Source organism: Bradyrhizobium sp. GW821-FHT13H06 (assembly GCF_058803975.1).
In genome coordinates this window covers 164,972-185,216 of the sequence record NZ_JBXAPN010000014.1, presented here as the reverse complement: position 1 = coordinate 185,216, position 20,245 = coordinate 164,972, and the positions used below count along the sequence as shown (strand labels likewise).

Annotated in this window: 20 protein-coding genes and 1 pseudogene; 8 read left to right on the top strand and 13 right to left on the bottom strand. The window is 65.6% G+C overall.

Translation table 11 applies throughout. The annotated features are described in order from the left end of the window. Window positions 1-133 precede the first annotated feature (133 nt). The 9 genes and pseudogenes from AC1RQP_RS36900 to AC1RQP_RS36860 form a co-directional block, all read right to left on the bottom strand. A complete protein-coding gene (locus AC1RQP_RS36900) occupies window positions 134-1,303 on the bottom strand; it encodes a Gfo/Idh/MocA family protein (RefSeq protein ID WP_492942289.1) in 1,170 nt (389 codons plus the stop codon). Between the two features lie 44 nt (window positions 1,304-1,347). Further along, window positions 1,348-1,662, bottom strand: coding sequence for a septal ring lytic transglycosylase RlpA family protein (locus tag AC1RQP_RS36895; RefSeq protein ID WP_061879275.1), 315 nt, complete (start codon window positions 1,660-1,662; stop codon window positions 1,348-1,350). Between the two features lie 120 nt (window positions 1,663-1,782). Beyond that, window positions 1,783-1,989: pseudogene (locus AC1RQP_RS36890) on the bottom strand (CmcJ/NvfI family oxidoreductase); the annotation flags it as partial. Further along, the gene (locus AC1RQP_RS36885) at window positions 1,968-2,906 is read right to left on the bottom strand and encodes an ABC transporter substrate-binding protein (RefSeq protein ID WP_492942287.1); all 939 of its coding nucleotides are present in this window, start codon (window positions 2,904-2,906) and stop codon (window positions 1,968-1,970) included. The pseudogene AC1RQP_RS36890 and the gene AC1RQP_RS36885, both read right to left, overlap by 22 nt. Continuing rightward, window positions 2,903-4,003, bottom strand: a complete 1,101-nt coding sequence (locus AC1RQP_RS36880; RefSeq protein WP_492942285.1) for an LLM class flavin-dependent oxidoreductase — start codon at window positions 4,001-4,003, stop codon at window positions 2,903-2,905. The genes AC1RQP_RS36885 and AC1RQP_RS36880 overlap by 4 nt, the downstream gene beginning before the upstream one ends. 21 nt (window positions 4,004-4,024) lie before the next feature. After that, a complete protein-coding gene (locus AC1RQP_RS36875; protein ID WP_492942283.1) occupies window positions 4,025-5,197 on the bottom strand; it encodes an acyl-CoA dehydrogenase family protein in 1,173 nt (390 codons plus the stop codon). After that, window positions 5,191-5,988 (bottom strand): ABC transporter ATP-binding protein, encoded by a 798-nt coding sequence (locus AC1RQP_RS36870; RefSeq protein WP_492942281.1) that lies wholly within the window; start codon window positions 5,986-5,988, stop codon window positions 5,191-5,193. Before AC1RQP_RS36870 ends, AC1RQP_RS36875 begins: the two co-directional genes overlap by 7 nt. Beyond that, a complete protein-coding gene (locus AC1RQP_RS36865) occupies window positions 5,982-7,004 on the bottom strand; it encodes an ABC transporter permease (protein WP_492942279.1) in 1,023 nt (340 codons plus the stop codon). Before AC1RQP_RS36865 ends, AC1RQP_RS36870 begins: the two co-directional genes overlap by 7 nt. Beyond that, window positions 6,982-8,082, bottom strand: coding sequence for an ABC transporter substrate-binding protein (locus AC1RQP_RS36860; protein ID WP_239626239.1), 1,101 nt, complete (start codon window positions 8,080-8,082; stop codon window positions 6,982-6,984). Before AC1RQP_RS36860 ends, AC1RQP_RS36865 begins: the two co-directional genes overlap by 23 nt. A 477-nt stretch (window positions 8,083-8,559) precedes the next feature. On the opposite strand from AC1RQP_RS36860, the gene AC1RQP_RS36855 reads away from it, so the two are divergent. Beyond that, on the top strand, window positions 8,560-9,540 hold the full coding sequence (locus AC1RQP_RS36855; RefSeq protein WP_492942276.1) for an ABC transporter substrate-binding protein: 981 nt from the start codon (window positions 8,560-8,562) through the stop codon (window positions 9,538-9,540). Between the two features lie 122 nt (window positions 9,541-9,662). On the opposite strand, the gene AC1RQP_RS36850 is transcribed toward AC1RQP_RS36855, so the two are convergent. Further along, window positions 9,663-10,109: a hypothetical protein gene (locus AC1RQP_RS36850; protein ID WP_239626242.1), complete on the bottom strand. Its 447-nt coding sequence runs from the start codon at window positions 10,107-10,109 to the stop codon at window positions 9,663-9,665. A gap of 332 nt (window positions 10,110-10,441) precedes the next feature. Between AC1RQP_RS36850 and glgC the strand changes: the two genes are divergently transcribed. From glgC to AC1RQP_RS36835, 3 genes are read left to right on the top strand one after another with little or no spacing between them, the layout of a single operon-like run. Next, on the top strand, window positions 10,442-11,704 hold the full coding sequence (glgC, locus tag AC1RQP_RS36845; protein ID WP_239626244.1) for a glucose-1-phosphate adenylyltransferase: 1,263 nt from the start codon (window positions 10,442-10,444) through the stop codon (window positions 11,702-11,704). Beyond that, window positions 11,701-13,155: a glycogen synthase GlgA gene (glgA, locus tag AC1RQP_RS36840; RefSeq protein ID WP_492942274.1), complete on the top strand. Its 1,455-nt coding sequence runs from the start codon at window positions 11,701-11,703 to the stop codon at window positions 13,153-13,155. The genes glgC and glgA overlap by 4 nt, the downstream gene beginning before the upstream one ends. Window positions 13,156-13,187: 32 nt before the next feature. Next, entirely contained in the window at window positions 13,188-13,448 is a 261-nt protein-coding gene (locus AC1RQP_RS36835; protein ID WP_239626247.1) for a SemiSWEET transporter, read from the top strand. 46 nt (window positions 13,449-13,494) lie between these two features. Here the strand turns inward: AC1RQP_RS36835 and AC1RQP_RS36830 are convergent, their stop codons facing one another. Continuing rightward, entirely contained in the window at window positions 13,495-14,289 is a 795-nt protein-coding gene (locus AC1RQP_RS36830) for a DODA-type extradiol aromatic ring-opening family dioxygenase (RefSeq protein ID WP_492942272.1), read from the bottom strand. 156 nt (window positions 14,290-14,445) lie between these two features. On the opposite strand from AC1RQP_RS36830, the gene AC1RQP_RS36825 reads away from it, so the two are divergent. Then, window positions 14,446-14,625 carry a hypothetical protein gene (locus AC1RQP_RS36825; protein WP_035669098.1) on the top strand — a complete coding sequence of 60 codons (180 nt, stop codon included), beginning with the start codon at window positions 14,446-14,448 and terminating at the stop codon, window positions 14,623-14,625. A 7-nt stretch (window positions 14,626-14,632) separates the two neighbouring features. On the opposite strand, the gene AC1RQP_RS36820 is transcribed toward AC1RQP_RS36825, so the two are convergent. Both AC1RQP_RS36820 and AC1RQP_RS36815 read right to left on the bottom strand, forming a co-directional pair. Beyond that, on the bottom strand, window positions 14,633-16,099 hold the full coding sequence (locus AC1RQP_RS36820) for a carboxylesterase/lipase family protein (protein WP_492942270.1): 1,467 nt from the start codon (window positions 16,097-16,099) through the stop codon (window positions 14,633-14,635). A gap of 75 nt (window positions 16,100-16,174) precedes the next feature. Continuing rightward, window positions 16,175-16,423: a hypothetical protein gene (locus AC1RQP_RS36815; protein ID WP_345946182.1), complete on the bottom strand. Its 249-nt coding sequence runs from the start codon at window positions 16,421-16,423 to the stop codon at window positions 16,175-16,177. A 190-nt stretch (window positions 16,424-16,613) separates the two neighbouring features. Between AC1RQP_RS36815 and AC1RQP_RS36810 the strand changes: the two genes are divergently transcribed. The 3 genes from AC1RQP_RS36810 (at window position 16,614) to AC1RQP_RS36800 (ending at window position 20,103) form a co-directional block, all read left to right on the top strand. Beyond that, entirely contained in the window at window positions 16,614-19,295 is a 2,682-nt protein-coding gene (locus AC1RQP_RS36810; protein WP_492942268.1) for a flavin-containing monooxygenase, read from the top strand. 131 nt (window positions 19,296-19,426) lie between these two features. Continuing rightward, on the top strand, window positions 19,427-19,699 hold the full coding sequence (locus AC1RQP_RS36805; protein ID WP_239626255.1) for a hypothetical protein: 273 nt from the start codon (window positions 19,427-19,429) through the stop codon (window positions 19,697-19,699). A gap of 98 nt (window positions 19,700-19,797) precedes the next feature. Beyond that, complete coding sequence (locus AC1RQP_RS36800; RefSeq protein ID WP_239626257.1) at window positions 19,798-20,103, top strand: hypothetical protein; 306 nt, start codon at window positions 19,798-19,800, stop codon at window positions 20,101-20,103. The last annotated feature ends 142 nt before the right edge of the window (window positions 20,104-20,245 follow it).

Genomic DNA, 20,245 nt, shown 5'->3' with positions numbered 1-20,245 from the left:
CTGATCCTCCCAGCCGACAGAGAACTGTCACCCATCCATCCGGTCTACCGTGTTACCTATCTATCCGGTCTGGACATCGCGCCACCTTCTCCCACAAGGGGAGAAGGATACGCAGCGTGCGCATGGTGATGTTCTACAGTACCACCCGCCGCCCCTCCTCCGCCGCCCAATAGCCGGCGTAGTTCACCTTGATCGTCTCATACGCGAGCGCGAGGTCCGACAGCGGCTGTCGTCCGATCGCAACGCATTCCATGAAGTCCTGGATCTCCTGCAAGTAGCCGCGCGTCCATTCCTCCTCGAGGCAGACATATTGCCAGCCGGTCTTGCGATCGACCTTCTCGGTGATGTAGACGCCGGCGAGCTTGTCCTCGCTGGTCTGATAGCTCATCAGATGGGTGTTCGGGGTGATGTTGGCGAACAGCGAGCCGCCACTCGTATAGGTCTCGATCAGATTGCGCACGCCGCCCATGATCATGTCGCCGGAGAACACGGTGGCCTTGGTGCCGTCGGAGAACGTCGCGGTGAGAGTGCCCCAGTCCTCGACGTCGACGGGATTGGCCCTGATGTAGGCGCGCTCCTCGGGCTTGAGGCCGGCTGTGACGTTGCCGACGTCGCCGGTGACGCTGGCGACGCGGATGGTCTCGCCGCGCGCCTTCGCTTCGACCTGCTTGAGATAGAGCACGGCCGAGAGCGGATGGCAGCCCATGCGGATCAGTGAGCCGCCGCCGGTCATCGCCCATTGCGCGGCATGCGCGGCGTGCGAGCCGGAATGGCTTTCCTCGCCCTTCATGAACAGGATCTTGTCTTTCGTCGCCCTGATGATCTCCGCTATCTTGGTCACCGCCGGCGCGTAGATCCAGTCCTCGGCGTACATGAAGAGCTTCCCGGTCCGCTCGATCGCGGCGCGTGTCGCGTCCATCTCTTCGAGCACGCGCTCATACATCAGCGCCTTCGGCACGTGCTTGCCGATGGGCTGCTCGTCGCCCTCGCGGCCGAAATAGCCGGCGAAGGGCTTTTCGCAGATCACATGCCTGCCCGCCTGCATCGCGCCGACGATCATCCCGGTATGGAGATTGGGCGGCGTGCAGATGTCGATGACGTCGAGATCGGCGTCCGCGACCAGATCGGCGAAGCTGCGATAGACGCGCGGGATGCTGTGCCGATCGGCGAATTCAACGACGCGCTCGCCACGCGCCGCAACCGCCGCGACCTCGACGTCCACGCCATAAACGCGCCGGAACGCATACATGTGCAGCTCCGACACGAAGCCGCAGCCGACGACTCCCACCCTGATCCTGGCCATGGCGCCCCCTTGCTTTGGGGCGGCACTATAGCGCGCACAGAGGACTATTCCACCGAGACCCTCACCACGCCCGCGCTCATCATGCCGAGCGCGCGGGCGGCCGGCACCGAGAGATCGACGATCCGCCCGCGGATGAAGGGACCGCGATCGTTGACGCGGCATTGGATCGTGCGCCCGCTATAGGACACCTTGAGCACGCTGCCGAACGGGCGCGTGCGATGGGCGCAGGTCAACTCGCCGCCTCTGCCGGCCTTCCCGTATCCGTAATAGGAGGCGAGCCCGCTTTCGGCCTTTGCAACGGACATGAAGGCAAGGGATGAAGTCACGAGACCAAGCAATAAAGTCGGCTGCGCGCGCACGGCACCGCTCCCGGTTGACCCTTGCCCGGCCCTGCAACGTCGTCTTGTTCCCTCAGGTTCCAGGAACCCTGCCGGGAATGCGCCGCGGGCCATCACGCTTTGTTACCGCTCGCGAAACACCACGCGCGTTGCCGGCTGGCGCGGGCCGCCGTCGCGAATATCCGGCGCGCCTTCGACACGCTTGTGCACGGCGCGATCGAAGATGAAGACGCGGTCCTTCTTCAACGTGGCGCGCAGGAATGCCTCGACCGCGAGATAGTAGACCGTCCTCACCTCTTGCGCCGGGTCCGGGACACGAGAGGTGCCTACAGCCCCGGCTTCGCGATCGCGTCGGCGAAGGAGCGATCGACGATCTCGACTGCATCGAGCTTCTGCTTGATCAGACCCCAGCGGAAATAGAGGTCGATCGTGCTCTGCTCGTCCGCAACCACGCCATCGTCGATCGGAGCGATCCGGATCTTTGCGCGCGACAGCCAATTCTGCGGCACGGTGGCCGGGATGTTCATCAGCCTGCCCCAGGTCGCGGCATAGCTATCGACGTTGCTCAGCGACCACGCCCGTGCTGCGGTGAGACGTCGGACGAAGTCGGTCAACTCCGCGCGCTTGTCGCGGATCGCGTCAGGCCGCGCCACCTGGAAACTCAGGCCCGGCGTCAGGCCCTCCGAGGTGATGATGCGTCGCGACCTGAACAGCACCTCCTCCTGGCTGACATAGGGCTCCCAGGTCGACCACGCATCAACGGAGCCTTGCGTGTAGGCAATCTTGGCGTCCGAGGGCGCCAGGAATGCGATCTGCACGTCACTCGCACTCCAGCCGTTCTTCTCCAGCGCGGCGAGGATCAGCTGATGGCCAATCGAGCCGCGGCCGGTGGCGATCTTCTTGCCGCGCAGATCGGCGAAGCTCTTGATCGGCGAACTCTCCGGCACGAGGATCGCGAGGCCCTCGCGCGTCTGGCGGATCGCGGCGATCGCCTTGACCGGCGCGCCGGAGGCGGCGGCGAAGGTGAAGGGCGCATCACCGACGAGCCCGGTCTCGATCGCACCGGCGCTGAGCGCTTCGAGCAGTGGAGCTGCCGCCGGAAACTCCTTCCACTCGATCTTGTAAGGGACGTCCTTGAGCACGCCGGCCGCTTCCATCACGGCCTGTGCATTACCCTTCTGATCTCCGACGCGGAGCGTGGTTTGTGCCGCCGTCAGCCCGACCGAGCCGAGCAGCAGCGCGCCTGCCAGCATGAGACGGATCATTCCGCAGCCTCGCCGCGAACGGCCTGCCGCTTCGCGATCAGCTCGCGCGTCCGCGGGATCAGTTCGCGGCCATACTCGATGGCGTCGATCAGCGGGTCGAAGCCGCGGATCAGGAAATGGCTGATGCCGAGATCGTAATAGTCGCCGAAGACTTCGGAGACCTGCTCGGGAGTACCGACCAGGGCCGTCGTGTTGCTGTTGGCGCCGGTGAGTTTTGCGATCTCCGTCCAGAGCCGCTTGTCGATGCGGCTGCCCTGGTCGGCGAGCGCGAGCAGGCGCCGGGCACCGGCAGTGGCGTGGCCGTCCGCGGGCTTGCGATAGCCGGTCTTGTCCTGGAGCGCGGTGGCGCGCGCCAGGATCTCCTCGGCCTTCTCCCAGGCCTGCTTTTCAGTCGGGGCGATGATCGGCCGCACCGAGAGACTGAAGCGCGGCGTCGGCCGCCCATGCCGGACCGCCGCGTTGTGGACGCGGGAAGTGATGTCGCGGACCTGCGCATAGGATTCGCCCCACAGCGCAAAGGTGTCGGCATGCTTGCCGGCGACGTCGATCGCCGCATCCGAAGCGCCGCCGAAATAGATCCGGATGCCCTCCGGACGACAGGGCTTCACCTGCGAGAAGGCGTTCTCGACCTGATAGTACTTGCCCTTGTAGCTGAACGGCTTGTCGCTGGACCATTCCAGCTTGAGAACATCGAGAAACTCCGAGGTACGGGCATAGCGCTCGTCCTTGTCGTCGAGCGTGTTGCCGTCCTGCCGAAGCTCGGTAGCGTTGCCGCCGGTGATGACGTGGAGCGCGACCCTGCCGCGGGAGAACTGATCCAGCACGGCGAACTGCCGCGCCAGCAGCGTCGGTGCGGTGAAGCCGGGCCGCTGCGCGATCAGCACGTTGAGGCGGCTGGTCGTATTGAGCACGTGCTGGGCCACCTGAAGCGCGTCGGGCGTCGTCGAATGAAACGCCAGCAGCGCACGGTCGAAGCCGGCGTTCTCGTGCGCCTTCGCCACCGTCTCGATGTGGGTCGGGTTGAGGACCGGTCCTTCGCGGACGACGGTCTCGGACGAATTGTTGTTGCTGATGAAGCCGATGAACTCGATCGACATGATCGTCTCCCTGTTGATGTCCTAGAGGCCGAGTGCGGCGCGGCCGAGGCCGATGCGCGTGGAATCGTCCTGTGGCGTGTGCACGCGGCCGCACAGGACGTCGCGATAGTGCCGCTCCAGCGGATTGGTACGGCTGAGGCCGTGATTGCCGGTGAGCGATAACGCGTCCTCGACCACGGCGACGGCATTGTTGGTCACCGTCAGCTTGACGGCATTGGACTCGCCGGCGGAAAGCTCGACGCCCTCGTCGACATCGCGGGCGAACGTGTCGATCAGCCGCGCATTGACCGCGAGCCGGGCCTCGATCGCGCCAAGAGTCTCCTGCGCGCGCGGCAGTGTTGCGAGCGGCGCGCCCAGGCTGGCGGGCACGCGCTGTTTCAGGAATGCGATCAGCCAGTCACGCGCGGCGCGGGCGACGCCGTCATAGATCGCGGCGACGAAGACGGCATGGACGGCCGCCTGCGCAAGGTCGGGCGCGCGCCAATCCGCCGGCTTGCGCACGTCGATCTCGGCATCGCGCGGAATCACGACGTCCTCGAAGACCACGTCGTGGCTGCCGCTGGCGCGAAGCCCGTGGTGGTCCCAGGTCTCGACGATGCGCGTGCCCGGCAGGCCTGCCGGCACCAGGAACTGACCGACGCGCGGCTCGGCCTCGTCGGTCCGTGCCCAGACCAGGTACCATTTCAAGATCGGCGATCCCGTTGAATAGATCTTGTGGCCGGTCAGGCTCCAGCCAGTCTCGGTCCGACGCACAATCGTCGCCGGCAGGCCGCCGCGCGCGGGTGAACCGAGCTCCGGCTCGACGCGCAGCGCGTTGATCAGCGCAAGGCCTTCCACACTCTCGCGCGCAAGCTTGCGTGACAGCCGCACCGGCCAGGTCGGGCTGCGTGCCATGACGAGATGATTGATGTAATGCATCGACAGCACCAGCGCGGTCGACGGATCGGCCTTGCCGATGATGCCGATGACGCGCGCGGCGTATCGCGCGCCAGCGCCTGCCCCGCCATGAACGGCTGGCACCGTCAGCGACAACAGGCCCGCCTCGGAGAGCTCGCCAAAATTCTGGAACGGAAAGGTCCCGGTGCGGTCGTGCCCGGCGGCGCGCGCGGCAAAGCCTGCCGCGAGCGTCTCGGTGCGGGCGACGTAGTCGGGCTCGCCATGGACCGTGCGGTCTTCGGCTACGGACGTCACCATGTGGCATCCAACCCCAGCAAACCAAGGATCTGGCGACGCAGATCGGCCAGATACGGATCGCCGCGATGGCGCGGATATGGACGGTCGACGCGGATGTCGGCCTTCACGCGCGCGGGACGATCGCTGAAGACGATGACCCGGTTGGCAAGCACCAGCGCCTCCTCGGCATCGTGCGTCACCAGCAGGGTGGTAAAGCCCTTGCGTTGCCAGAGCGAGACGAGCTCGGCCTGCATGGTGATGCGGGTGAGCGAGTCGAGCTTTCCCAGCGGCTCGTCGAGGATCAGGATCTTGGGATCATTGACCAGCGCCCGCGCGAGCGCGACGCGCTGCGCCATGCCGCCGGAGAGCTGGTGCGGGTAGGCCTTGCGGAAGGAGGACAGTCCGACGAGATCGAGCGCGGCATCGACGCGGTGACGCTGGCTCTTGAGGATGCCCTGGGCCTCGAGCCCCAGGGCGACGTTGTCCCAGACCGAGCGCCAGGGAAACAGGGTCGGGTCCTGGAATACGACCACGCGCGAGGGATGCGGACTTCTGATACGGTCCTCGTCCTCCCGCAGTCTCCCCGCCTTGGGCTTGTCGAGGCCAGCGACGAGCCGCAGCAAGGTCGACTTGCCGCAGCCGGAGGGGCCGAGCAGCGCGACGAACTCGCCGGGCTCGACCGAGATGCTGACGTCGCTCAGCACCGGCAGCTCGGCCCCGTCGATATCGAAGGCATGGCTGACCTGCTCGATGTCGAGCGCGGCGCCGGCGGCCGGATGCGTGGCAATATCGGCCAGGGCTGCGGCTACCATTTCACGGTCCCCTTCTGCCAGACCAGCAAGCGGTCGCGGATCGAAAACAGCAGTGTGATCGCGCCGGAGCAGAGCAGCGACATCACGATCAGTGCCGCGTACATGTTGGCGTAGGCCGCCCAGCCCTGCGCCCACTGCAGGTACCAGCCGAGCCCGGCCTTGACGCCGATCATCTCGGCGACGACGAGCACGGCGAAGGACGAGCCGAGCCCCATGAACAGGCCGACGAAGACGTGCGGCAATGCGGCGGGGATCGCGACCTTCAACACCAGGAAGGACGGCTTTGCGCCCAGTGTGCGCGCGACGTCGTAATAGGCGTTGCTGACGCTCGCGACGCCCGACCAGGTCAGCACCGTGACGGGAAAGCCCGTCGCCAGCGCGATCAGGAAGGTCGAGGCGCTCCAGCTCGAGGGGAAGGTGAAAAAGGCGATCGGGAGCCAGGCGGTCGCCGGCAGCGGACCGATGAAGCGCAGCACCGGGTGCACCCAATAGCCGACCGCGCGCGACCAGCCGATCGAGACGCCGGTCAGGAAGCCGACCGTCGCGCCGATCAGATAGCCGCCGAGTTGAAGCTTCACGGACGCAAGGACGCTGTCGAGCAGCTTTGGCAAGTCGTCGGTGTAGACCTCGATGATCGCCTGCGGCGGTGGAAAGAACGGCAGCGGCAGCCAGGCGAACTTTGCGGTCGCGACCTCCCAAACCGTCAGGAATGCACCGAGCGCGACGAGCCACGGCGCCCGCTTGTGCAACGCTCGTCCCGCCGCGCCGAGATAGTCGGCGCCGACGGTCCCGAACAGCGCGATGGCAGCAATGACGAAGGCCACGATGCCGAGCGAATGCGTGCGCGACCAGTCGCCGACGTCCGCCCACCACAGGCAGGAGAGGCCGAAGGCGACCCAGACGACGCTGGCGAGAAAGCCGACGCCGGACTGCCGGACCCAATTCGCGAGCAGCGGCGCGCGCGAAAGCCGCGGCGCGCCGGAGGCAAGCCCGTCAGACAGCGAATACGTCGACATAGATGCGCTCCGCGAATTTTGCCGTGTCGGTGCTCTGCTTGAAGACCTGCACGCTCTTGAGATCGTCGGCATAGGCCTTGAGCTCGCGCTTCAAGATCTCGCCGACGGGATGATGATGGTGGGTGTGGTAGCGCACCATGCCCTCGATATCGGCGAGCGTCGCCGCTTTCGGCGCGTAGGGCTGGAACGACTTCGCCGCGACGGACGAATTTTGCGAAGTGAACATCGCCGCATCGAGCAGCGCCTGGGTGATGGCGCGGGCGACCTGCGGCTCCTCGCGCACCAGGCTGCCGCGCAGGCCGAGGATGCAGCAGCTCTTCTCGCGGTATTCGCCGTCGAGGTTGGACGCGACTTCCTTGTATTGCGTGTCCTTGAGCCAGAGATAGGCGAGCGGATCTGACGAGAGGAAGGCCTGCACCTCGCCCTTCTCCACGGCGACGTTGAGCAGATTGCCGGGATAGGCACGCCAGTCCACGTCCTTCACCGGATCAATGCCGAGCTTCGCCAACTGGATCGAGAAGAAATTCTTGTCGGGACCTGCGAGATCACCGACCGCAACGATCTTGCCCTTGAGGTCGGCTAGCTTGGCGACGCCGGAATCGGTGCGCGACAGCACGCGCATGCAGCCGCCATGGGTGCCCGCGGCGATCTTGACGTCGAAGCCCTGTTCCAGCGGCTTCAGCCAGCGCAGCGCCATGCCGAGGCCGGCATCGCTCTTTCCTGTCGCAATCGCCTCAAGCAGCTGGTCGGTCGATCCGGAATAGTTGACGAGTTCGACGTCGAGATTGTGCTTCTGGAAGAAGCCGTGCTCGATGGCGACCGGCACCGGCGCGAGACAGACGGCGCCGGCGTTCCACGACAGCTTCAGCTTGCGCGGCGCGCCGGTGAGCGCGGGCGCATTCGATGCCGTCCGGCACAGCGGAAATTCCGAGAAGTCGACGCCCGGCGCGATTCCGCGCGGCACGAAGGCCTGCGCTCCCAGGGCACCGAGCGGCGCGGCGAAGGCCGCGGCAAGCCCCGCCTGCAGCAGATAACGGCGGTCGAGGCTCGCTCCGCTGCGCTTGTCGTCATTCTTCATCAGCCCCTGGCTCCTGCGCTGGCAAGACTCCGCCGTCTGCGCAACGGCTCGCGTTGCGCATGTTCCGGGCGGAGCTGCGTTGAGAGAAGATTTTTCCGTCGGCGTTTTGCGCGCCGCGTTGATGCGATGCTCAAATCATGCGGCGCGTTTGCCGTACCGTCAATGAAATGGATTTTCGAATGTTGCGCGAAGGAAAGTCATTCTCTCCATCGGTGGATACGGGAGCGATGAAACGATTTCGCCCGCGCATCGGTCGACGGAGTGCAGCGCGACTATCGCCTCCTGCTCCATTCCTGCGCATCGTCGGCCGTGTACGCCACACGTTCTCAAAAGCGACGATTCTCTGAAACGTCATTGCCTGGAGCACCCGCAATACGGTTGGCCATTTCATTGACGACGCATCGCGCGCTCATAGACTTGATGGTCTCGCAGCATCGCTGGCTCACGCGTCGTGAGCCAGCTAACAAGACAGGCCATATGAGCATCAATTCCCACGACCATTCCATCACCCGCCGGCTCGCAGTATCGCTGTTCGCCGCCGCCATCACGTTGTCGACGGCTGCCATGGCCTTCGCCGCGGACGCGGTCGTGCTTCGCGTCGGCGACCAGAAGGGCGGCAACCGCTCGCTGCTCGAAATATCCGGCTACGCGAAGGACCTGCCCTACAAGATCGAGTGGTCGGAATTCCCTGCAGCCGCGCCAATCCTCGAGGCGCTCAACGCCGGCGCGCTGGACGTCGGATACACCGGCGACCTCTCCTTCCTCTCGGTCTACGCCGCCGGCGCGCCGATCAAGGCGATCGGCGGCACGCGCTCGGATGCGAAGACACAGGCCATCCTGGTGCGCCAGGATTCGTCGATCAGGTCGGCCGCCGACCTCAAGGGCAAACGCCTCGCCGGCACGCGCGGCGGCTGGGGTCAGTTCCTGATCGACGCGACGCTGGAGAAGGCGCAGATCAAGCTCGAGGATGCGACCTTCGCGCCGCTCGGTCCCGTCGACGCCAAGATCGCGCTGGTCGCAGGCTCGATCGACGCCTGGGCGGTGTGGGAGCCCTACGTCTCGTTCGCGACACTGAAGGACAAGGCCCGCGTGATCGCCGACGGCGAAGGCCTGACGCCGACCATCACCTTCATCGTCGCTTCCGATCACGCCATCGCCACCAAGCGCGCGGCGGTGCAGGATCTCGTGCAGCGTTTGAACAAGGCGCGGCTATGGTCGCTCGATCACCTCGGCGAATACGCCAGGAACACGGCCGAGCTGACCAGGCTGCCGGAGGACGTACTGCTGTCGGCCTACACCGCGCAGCGCACCAGCCCGATCGTGATCGACGATAACGTGGTAAAGGAGGTGCAGGAGGCCTCCGACCGCTCGACGCGTTACGGCATCCTGCCGAAGAAGCTCGACGTTAGCCAAGCCGTCGACCGCAGCTTCACCGCGGCGGCCGCGGGATCGAACTAGGTGGAGGCGGCGGGATGCGTGGGCTTCGCCTCAAGCCCGGCCCATTGCATCTCGCCGCGATCGTGCTCATGCATCTGGCATGCATGAGCTTGATCGTGTGGCTCTCGTTCTAGCCGCGGTGCTTACCAATATCTGCGGTAATAGTGCCGGGGATAGGCACGGTACGGCCGGTAATAGCCATAGCTGTAATACGGACGATAGGGCCGATAGTATCGCGGATAGGCATAGGCCGGCGCGTAGCCATAACCGCCGTAATATGCCGGGGCGTAGCCATAGCCGTAGCCCGGATATCCATAGCCGCCATAGTACGGACGACCATAATAGCCGTAGCCGTAGCCATAAGGCGCGCCGCTGGCGATGGCGCCGCCGATGATCGCGCCGGCGGCGAGACCACCAAGGGCAAATCCCCAGCCGCCACCGCGCCAATGCACCTGCGTGACATCGTCGCCGGCCGCAGCCTTCATCGTCGCAACGTTGGTCGGCATCGGGCCCGCCGTGGCCTGCCCGATTTGGCCTGCCATGACCACGCCGGCCAGCGAGCAGGCAATTGCCGTCTTCCAGATCCTCATCGTCTTACTCCCTGTCTGACCTTTCGCTTGGAGAAGGATCGCAGCGTCATGATCGGGCATCCTTGCGCCAAGTCAAAGCCTGGAATTTGCGTGCACCGCACAAGACGCATGCCTCCGTTCTGATCAACCGGTGCCCACCGAAGCTTGACGAGCTCGCCTCGTGCGACACCGGCGCGACGGCGCCTGAGGCCCGAACACCCGGAAAGCATTAAGCTTCCGTGCATCCGCAACCAACAACCACCTTCCCGATTTACTATTCGTGCCATTACTATCGGTTCCAATGTGCGCGGCCGGGAGGCTTCTCGCGAGCGCCAGAGTTGTGGGAGGATGACATGAGTGCCGCGAGACCCGAGCCGCTTGCCCGTCAGGCGCTGGCGTTCGTCCTGGCCGGCGGGCGCGGCAGCCGGCTCCTGGAGCTGACCGACCGGCGTGCCAAGCCCGCGGTTTATTTCGGCGGCAAGTCCCGCATCATCGATTTTGCGCTGTCGAACGCCGTGAACTCGGGCATCCGCCGCATCGCGGTCGCGACCCAATACAAGGCTCACAGCCTGATCCGGCATCTTCAGATGGGCTGGAACTTCTTCCGCCCCGAACGCAACGAGAGTTTTGATATCCTTCCCGCCAGCCAGCGCGTCTCCGAGACCATGTGGTATGTCGGCACGGCGGACGCGGTGTACCAGAACATCGACATCATCGAATCTCACGCCTGCCGCTTCATCGTGGTGCTGGCCGGCGACCACATCTATAAGATGGACTACGAGCTGATGCTGCGCCAGCACGTCGAGAGTGGTGCCGACGTCACCGTCGGCTGCCTCGAAATGCCGCGGACGGAATCCTCCGGCTTCGGCATCATGCATATTGACGAAAACGGCTGGATCCAGGCGTTCCTGGAGAAGCCGAAAGATCCGCCGTCGATGCCGGGCAAGCCGGACGTCTCGCTCGCCAGCATGGGCATCTACGTATTCGACGCGAAGTTCCTGTTCGACCAGCTCAAGCGCGACGCCGAGGATCCGAACTCGAACCACGACTTCGGCAAGGACATCATTCCCTACATCGTCAAGAACGGCCGCGCGATGGCGCACCAGTACTCGACCTCCTGCGTCCGCTCCGGCAGCGACCCCCGCGCCTATTGGCGCGACGTCGGCACGGTCGATGCCTACTGGGCGGCCAATATCGACCTCACCGACGTCGTGCCCGAGCTCGACCTGTTCGATCGCGCCTGGCCGATCTGGTCCTATGCCGAGATCACGCCGCCCGCGAAATTCGTCCACGACGAGGAGAGCCGGCGCGGTCAGGCGGTGAGCTCGCTGGTCTCCGGCGGCTGCATCATCTCCGGCGCCTCGCTGCGCCGCTCACTGCTGTTCACCGGCGTGCGCATCAACTCCTTCGCCAACGTCGAGAACGCCGTGATCATGCCCTATGTGAATGTCGGTCGCGGTGCCCACTTGAGGAACGTCGTCATCGATCGCGGTGTCGAGATTCCGGAAGGCCTCGTCGTCGGCGAGGATCCCGAGTTCGACGGAAGGCGCTTTCGCACCACCGAGCAGGGAATCTCGCTGATCACCCAGCCGATGATCGACAGGCTCAATACATGACGCCTGTTCGCGTCCTCGCGGTCGCCTCTGAAGTCTATCCTCTCGTCAAGACCGGTGGCCTTGCGGATGTCGCCGGCGCGCTGCCGGTTGCGCTCAAGGCGCATGGCGTCGAGATGCGCACCTTGATGCCCGGCTATCCCGACGTGATGCGCCTGGTCTCGGGCGCGGAGGAACTCCGGAGCTGGCCGGATTATTTCGGCGGCCCCGGCCGGCTGCTGGCGGGCTCGTATGACGGGCTCGACCTGTTCGTGCTCGACGTGCCGCATCTCTATGCCCGGCCCGGCAACCCCTATGTCACCGCTGAAGGCATCGACTGGCCCGACAATGGTGTGCGCTTCGCGGCGCTGTCGCGCGTCGCCGCCGATATCGGCCACGGCCTCGTTCCGGCGTTCGTGCCCGATATCGTGCACGCCCATGACTGGCAGGCCGGGCTGGCGCCGGCCTATCTGCACTACGACGATCGTCCGCGGCCCGGCACCGTGATGACCATCCACAACATGGCCTATCAGGGCAAGTTCGCTCCCGAGCTGATCGGATCAATCGGCCTGCCCTGGCACTCCTTCAACGCCAACGAACTGGAATATTTCGGCAGCATCAGCTTCTTGAAGGCCGGCCTGCGATTCGCCGATCGCATCACCACGGTATCGCCGACCTACGCGAAGGAAATTCAGAGCGACGAAGGCGGCATGGGGCTCGGCGGTCTGCTTCGTGAACGATCCGGCGTGCTGAGCGGCATTCTCAATGGCATCGACATATCGGTGTGGAATCCGCAGGAAGATCCGCACATCGCCTACCGCTTCGGCGCGGAGGACCTGACGTTCCGGGCCGCGAACAAGGCGGTGCTGCAGCAGCAGTTCAACCTCGATTCCTCCGACGAGGCGCCGCTGCTCGGCGTCATCAGTCGGCTGTCGTGGCAGAAGGGGCTCGATCTCCTGCTCGAGGCCATTCCGACCATTTTGCGCGAAGGCATGCAGCTCGCACTGCTCGGTAGCGGCGACCGCGATCTGCAGGATCGCTATCAGGCTGCGGCCCGCGCCAACCCCGGCCGGATCGGCGTCGCGATCGGTTATGACGAGATTCTGGCGCATCTGATCCAGGCCGGTTCGGACGCCCTCGTCGTTCCTTCGCGGTTCGAGCCGTGCGGCCTGACCCAGCTCTGCGCGCTGCGCTATGGCGCCGTGCCGATCGTCTCCCGCGTCGGCGGCCTCGAGGACACCATCGTCGACATCGGCGAGGCCAATGCGTCCGGCCACGATGCCACGGGATTCAAGTTCGGCCCCGTGACGGCGGATGCCCTCGCCGGCACGCTGCGCAAGGCCAACACCGTCTTCCACGACAAGCCGACCTGGCGCCGGCTGCAACGAAGCGGACTTGCGACCGACGTCTCCTGGCGCAATCGCGCCGGCGACTATGCCGCGCTTTATCGCCGCCTCACGACGGCCCGCGCGTGAGGCGTGGTCGAATCCATGCTATAGAGGCGGCCATGGACCCCTTCGCGATCAAGCTGCTCGGCTTCGCCGCCGCCACCTGCACCACCGTCGCCTACGCGCCGCAGTTCATCAAGGTCTGGAAGACCCGCTCGGCGCGCGACATCTCTCTCGGCATGTTCCTGGTCATGGTGCTGGGCCTGGCGCTCTGGCTGGTCTACGGCCTGCTCTCCGGCGATGCCCCCCTGGTCGCCGCCAACGCCGTGACCATGGTGCTCGCCGGCGGCATCCTGTTCATGAAGCTGAGATACGGGTGAGGCCATCTTCGCCTCTCCCCGCAAGCGGGGCGAGGGACAAGATCAGTCACCCAAACACATACGACGCCATTGCCACGTTCGCGACCTCGTCGACGAAGACGCGGCGTCCGACGTCGCTGCCGGCAGCACCGGCCGCCACCATCAGCGGCAGCAGATGATCCTCGCGCGGATGCGCAAGGCGCGCGCTCGGTGCATTCTCCCAGTCGACCAGCATCGCGTTGCGGCGCGCCGCATCCGGGTTGCTGATCGCCTCGTTCAGATAGGCCTCGAAGTCGTACGAGACCGGCTTGGACTCCGGCCGGTTGAAGCCGCGCATGTTGTGATAGGTGAGCCCGCTGCCGACGATCAGGATGCCGGCGTCGCGCAGCGGACCGATCGCCTGTCCCACCTTGATGTGCTCGGCCGCATCGTAGCTCGACTTCAGCGACAGCAGCACGATCGGCATGTCGGCGTTCGGATACATCAGCCCGAGCGGCACGAAGGTGCCGTGATCGAAACCCTGGTCGGGATCCTCCCGGCAATCGAGACCGGCGCGTGCGAGCAGCGCCTTCACCTCCGCGGCGAGCTCGGGCTTGCCGGGCGCCGGATATTTCAGCTGATAGGTATGCTCGGGGAAGCCGTAGTAGTCGTAGACCATCGGAGGATGCGGCGAGGTCGACACGGTGAAGGCATCGGCCTCCCAATGTCCGGTGATGACGAGCACGGCCTTCGGCCTCTCGGGGAGAAGCTGCGGCAGACGACCGAACGCCTCGGCGGTCCTGGCATATTGCACGCGCCTGTCCTCCATGAAGGGCCAGGGGCCCCCGCCATGCGACAGGAAGAGGGTCGGAAATCGCGTCATGGGGCTCGTCTCGTTGACAGCGGGCGCGGGCGTACTGTCCGCACGATCCGCGGTGAGCATAGGCAAAGCAGCATGGTTAGCAAGCCGTTAACGATTTGCCGCTCAGAATCCCCGCCGTGGCCGAAGGAGTCGGCCTGAAGACAAGTGAGACGTGAGATGAGGAAGTTTGCGCTGGGGGACGTCGTCAACAGTGACAAGGGCCGCCGCGGTGTCGTCCGTGCCGCCTTCAAGTCGAGGGAAGGCCAGCAGTTCTACGCCGTCGAGAAGGACGGCGCGATGGACTATCTGGAGGAAGACCGGCTGACGCCGGCACCCCGCGTCGAACTCGCGGCGTAAATCCAACTCATTTGCTGTCCTCACCGGCCAGCCGATCGAGACGCTCCGCCAGCGGATCGTCTTCGCTCGCGATCCGGTCGTTCGTGATCAGCAGCAGGCGATCGCCGCCCGCCGCGTCCCAGCGTGGCAGATCGGGACCATTGGGATCGCCGCTTCTCGCGAAATTGATCCAATAGGCGCGCATGCGGCTCGCGACCGCGCGATCACGTCGCGACAAGATGCCGGCGCCGGGCACGCCTTCCGCACCGAAGATGAACTGCAACTCCCGCCCGTGGCCAGCTTCCGGATTCGCCCGCCGGGCCTCCGGCACATAGGCGAAGCGATAGCGAAACGTCGGCGCACCACTTGCGACGTGCAGGCGGGCCAGCAATCGCACCGGCTCCGAGAAGACCTTGTCGGTGTAGAACCTTGCCGCGAGATCCGAGGATCTGGCGAGGCCCGGATAGAGCTTGCGCAGTTCGCCGCTTGGAATGCCGGACGACGCAAGCTCCTTCTTGATGTCGATCTCATTGTCCAGGCCCGTCTCGTCGTCGTTCGCGCCGATGATCAGGGGAATGCGGCCTTGACGTCCGGCCGCGAAGCCCGGGGCGAGATCCTCGGTCACCAGACGCCCATCCATCATCGGCGCGAAGCTGCGCGGCGACGTCGCCAGCAATTGCTGCTCGGCGGCCAGCACGCGCCGCGGCTCGGCTGCGCGCAAATCTGCCTCCGGTCCAAGCGCGGCCACGAACTGCCGGCCGATGGCCTCCGCCTCTTGCACCGAGCGCAGGCGCGCACGAGCGGGCACCGATTGCAGAATGGCTTTCTGGAAGAGGTCGCGCGATTGCGCAGACAGCATCAGGAGCGCGACCGACGTCGCGCCTGCACCGCTGCCAAACAAGGTGACGTTGCCCGGATCGCCGCCGAAGGCCGCGATGTTGTCGTGCACCCAATGCAGCGCGGCGATCTGGTCCATCAGGCCGTAATTTCCGCCGCCGTCCGAAAGCGCGGGATGAACGAGCCAGCCGAGCGCGCCGAGGCGATAATTCACGGTGACCACGATGAGGCCCGCCTGCGCCAGCTTGGCGCCAACGAACAGCGGATCGTTCGCCGTGCCCGAGACGAAGCCGCCGCCATGGATGAACACCATCACCGGCAATGGGCCGTCGACCCCGAAGGGACGGAACACGTTCAGTGTCAGGCAATCCTCGCTCGCATCCTGCAGCGACGGTTGAAGGCACGGCGCACCGTAGTCGTAGGCGGTGCGCATCTCCGAGCTTTCGGCCGTCGGCTGCGGCGCGCGCCAGCGCAACGCGCCGACCGGCGGCGCCGCGTAAGCCAGCCCCTTGAAGGACGCCACCTCGCCTTCCACGGCGCCGAGCATCTGTCCTTCACGCGTCAACGCGAATGGAAACTGTCCGACCGGCTGAGCCTCAGCCGATCGTGCGCAACACAGGATTGCGCAAGCCGCAACGAGTGCAAGCAAAGACCGCATCTTCGAAGATCTCGATGAAGGATCCCGGGCAGGTTATGTCCAGGGCCGTCAGCGAGGCAAGCCTCGCGCCCGCGCCTAGCGGCCTTTGCCCATCAACTCCGCCAGCGCGCGCCGCGCGACAATGCCGAGCTCGCCGAGCGTGGAGTGGCCGGACTCCGCCGCCTTGATCAGGCGCTCGGCGATGAACCTGCGGCTGTCATGACCGCCGCCATGCGGCAATTGGCGGCATGTCTCCTCGAGAACGACGTCCATGTTCGCTTTGGTGCGCTCACTCAACTCTGTCATGACGCCCGGCCGGTACGCGTGGCTTGTAAGCGCAAGCATACACAGAAGGATGCGCTCTGATTACCCCGGGCTATCACGGCCATTGTGCGTCGCGATGCGTGTGGTGCCGCAAACATTCGCGCGGTCACGATGCGCCGCAAACAACCACCGGGGATTGCACTTGCTGTGATGACAAGCTGAACCTGCGGCGATAGCCTGCCGGCAAAACAGAACATACGGGAGGAATGCCATGCCTGACGCAATGGTTGCCACACGTGCCTCCGATGAGCGCGGAACCGCTCAGCAGGTCGATGTCGCCGTGGTCGGCGCCGGATTTGCCGGCCTCTATCTTCTCCATCGCCTGCGCAAGGCCGGCTTCTCCGCGGTTGCTCTCGAAGAGGCCGGCGATGTCGGCGGCACCTGGTACTGGAACCGCTATCCGGGGGCGCGCTGCGACATTCAGACCGTCGACTACAGCTACACCTTCGATCCGGAGCTCGAGACCGCCTGGACATGGTCGGAGAAATACGCGACCCAGCCCGAGATCCTGCGCTATCTCGGCTTCGTCGCCGATCGCTACGGTCTCAGGCGCGACATTCGTTTCAGGACCAAGGTCACTGAAGCCAGATGGGACGATGCGTCCGAGCGCTGGCTCATCACGACCGACAATGGCGCACCGGTCTCCTGCCGCCATTACATCATGGCCACCGGCTGCCTCTCCGCGCCGAAGCCGCCGGAGATCGATGGCGTCAAGGACTTCAAAGGCGAGGTCTATTTCACCGGCCGCTGGCCCCATGACGGCGTCAATCTGTCGGGAAAACGCGTCGCCGTGATCGGCACGGGCTCGTCGGCGATCCAGTCGATCCCGCTGATCGCCGAGCAGGCCGCACATCTGACCGTGTTCCAGCGCACGCCGAATTTCGCGTTGCCCGCGCATAACGGCCCGGCGCCGTCGGACCGCATGAGCCTGCTGCAGGGCGATCGCGCCGCCTATCGCGAGCAGGCGCGTCAGTCGATGGCCGGTGTGCCCTATCCGCAGCAGGCGGTCGTGAGCTGGCAGCTCACCGACGCCGCGCGCCGCGCGCGGTTCGAGGAAGCCTGGGGCAAGGGCGATCTCGTCTACATCCTGACGCAGTTGTGGGCCGACCAGGCGGTCGACCTCGAAGGCAACAAGCTGATCTGCGATCTCATCCGCGAGAAGATCGCAGCCGCCGTGAAGGACCCGCAAACCGCGGCGGCGCTGATGCCGGACGATCATCCGTTCGGGGCGAAGCGCCCCTGTCTCGACACCAACTACTACGCCACCTACAACCGACCGAACGTCACGCTGGTCAATCTGCGCCAGGAGCCGATCAAGGCGATCACCGCAGGCGGCATCACGACGGCCAGGCGCAGCATCGACCTCGACGTCATCGTGTTCGCGACCGGTTTCGATGCGATGACCGGCGCGATCCGCGCCGTGCACCCGATCACCGGGCGCGGCGGCAAGTCGCTCTCCGACGTGTGGGCGAAGGGACCGGAGACCTATCTCGGCCTCACGGTCGCGGGCTTCCCGAACTTCTTCATGATCACCGGCCCCGGCAGCCCGTCGGTGCTGTCGAACATGGCGGTGTCGATCGAGCAGCATGTCGACTGGGTCGTGGATCGCCTTGCTGCGCTGCGCGAGGACGGCTTCACCACGATCGAGCCGACAGAAACTGCGCAGGCCGGCTGGGGCCGGCACATGGCGGACTGTTCGACGCTGACGCTGCACCGGCTCGCCAACACCTGGTACACAGGCGCCAACGTGCCCGGCAAAGTCCAGGGACTGATGCCCTATACCGGTGGCGTCGGCCCCTATCGCAGCATCTGCGACGAGGTGGTCAGCCGCGGCATGCTCGGCTTCAGGCTCACCGGCCCCAACGGTGCCACGCAGTGCAATGACGGCGAGGTGGTGCGCCTGCAGCCGGACGTGCGGCTGGTGCTGAACCTGCTCGCATCGCTCAACCTGCCGCCGATCGAGTCGATGGGCGCGATCGGGGCGCGCGCCTTCGTCAACGAGTTCAACAAGAGCCGCCCGGCAGGACGGCCGGTCGGCGAGATCGTCGACGGCACCCTGCCTGGCGCCGACGGTCCGTTGCCCTATCGCGTGTACAAGCCCGCAGCGCCCGGCCCGCATCCGGTCGTGGTCTATTTCCACGGCGGCGGCTGGGTGCTCGGCGACGAGCAGTCGGACGAGCCGTTCTGCCGCGACATGGTGCGGCGAACCGGCATGATGTTCGTCAGCGTCGGCTATCGCCACGCGCCGGAGCATCGCTTCCCGGCCGCGGCTGAAGACGGCTATGCGGCAACGCGCTGGATCGCCGAGCACGCCGGCGAGCTCGGCGGCAAACCGGGTCCGGTGCTGGTCGCGGGCTGGAGCGCCGGCGGCAACATCGCCGCCGTCACCTGCCAGCTCGCGCGCGATCGTGGCGGGCCCGAAATCGCGGGCCAGCTCCTGATATGCCCGGTCACGGACTGCACCTTCGATCGCCCGTCCTACAACGACAATGCGACCGGCTATTTCCTGACGCTTTCGCTGATGTACTGGTTCTGGGACCTCTACTGCTCCCCGGCCGACCGCACCGATCCGCGCGTCTCGCCGCTGCGCGGCAAGGTCGCCGGCCTGCCGCCGGCCTTCGTCGTCACCTGCGAGTTCGATCCGTTGCGCGACGAGGGCGTCGCCTATGCCGAGGCAATGGCCGCAGCCAGCGTCCAGGTCGAACAGCTTCAGGCCCGCGGCCACTTCCACTCATCCTTCACCATGGTCGATGTGGTGATCACCGGAGTGCCAGGCCGGGTGCGGATGGCCGAAGCCTTGCGCCGCTTCGCCGGGCTCCCGCCGGAGGTCAGCCGCGGCGACGAGCACAGCAGCGGTCAGGCCAGCCTCAAGATCGCGGCGGCGGCGAGCTGATCGCGACGAGACGGCGGGAACCTTTTCCCGGCTGCCGCGTTGAGGCGCTTGCGGCATTGAGATGCAGCGATAGGTGCGAGCCCCGGCACGCAAATTGGCGTGCTGGGGTGCTTCTTGCGTGAGGCGAGGCGATGGGGGATGCAGTCGCGGGTTCAAAGGTCGATTTTGGTGCGCTCGCGGTGCTGTACAAATGGCCGTCGCTTGCAAACCAGCGCCGGCCGGACCGGGAATCATACCAGATCAGCGAAGGTACCCTCGACGAGTGCATCTCGGCCTTCATGGAGAAGCCGGCAGCGACCCGGCATCTCTATGAGATCCGGACGGCGCCGCAGCCGCCACTCGTGACTGAGATCCTCTCGCCCGAGCACGTCATCGAGTTGTCGCGGCTGAGGGAATTTCTCTGACGGCAGCTTGCAAGCACGCGCGTAGGAACCTTCATCCGGACTTTTCCGTTGTCAGCGATCGGAAGCCAAGATCGGAAGCCAAGGCGTGAGCGCCTCAGATGCTTGAAGCTGGCATACCTTCACCTGTCGTGCCCTATGGCGCAGACCAGACTCTCTTCGTGGTGATCGATCGCCTCGACCGGTCGACCGAAATCCGCATTGAGCGGAGCGATCTCGAAACCACGATCGACGAACTCGTCGCCGGCTGCTTCAACGACCCCGTCAAGGTGATTTCGTTCAACACGCTCGAGCATTGGATGAAGGACATCTCGGCCGATGTCGCCGGCGAGATAAAGGCGCGCTGCGACATCGATGGCGTGACGCTGCCCGACTATCTCAGCGACTTCGTCGAGAGCCACCGCTAAAGCCCGTTGCGCCGATTGCGGGCGATAAAGAAGCGCCGGCTCCGCGGCGCTCTTCGAGGGCGCACCTCAGTGTCATTTTCATGCACGCAGGGACGGCGCCCGAAAAAAGGAGCTCCGCGCCGAATGACGTGGCGCGATGAGC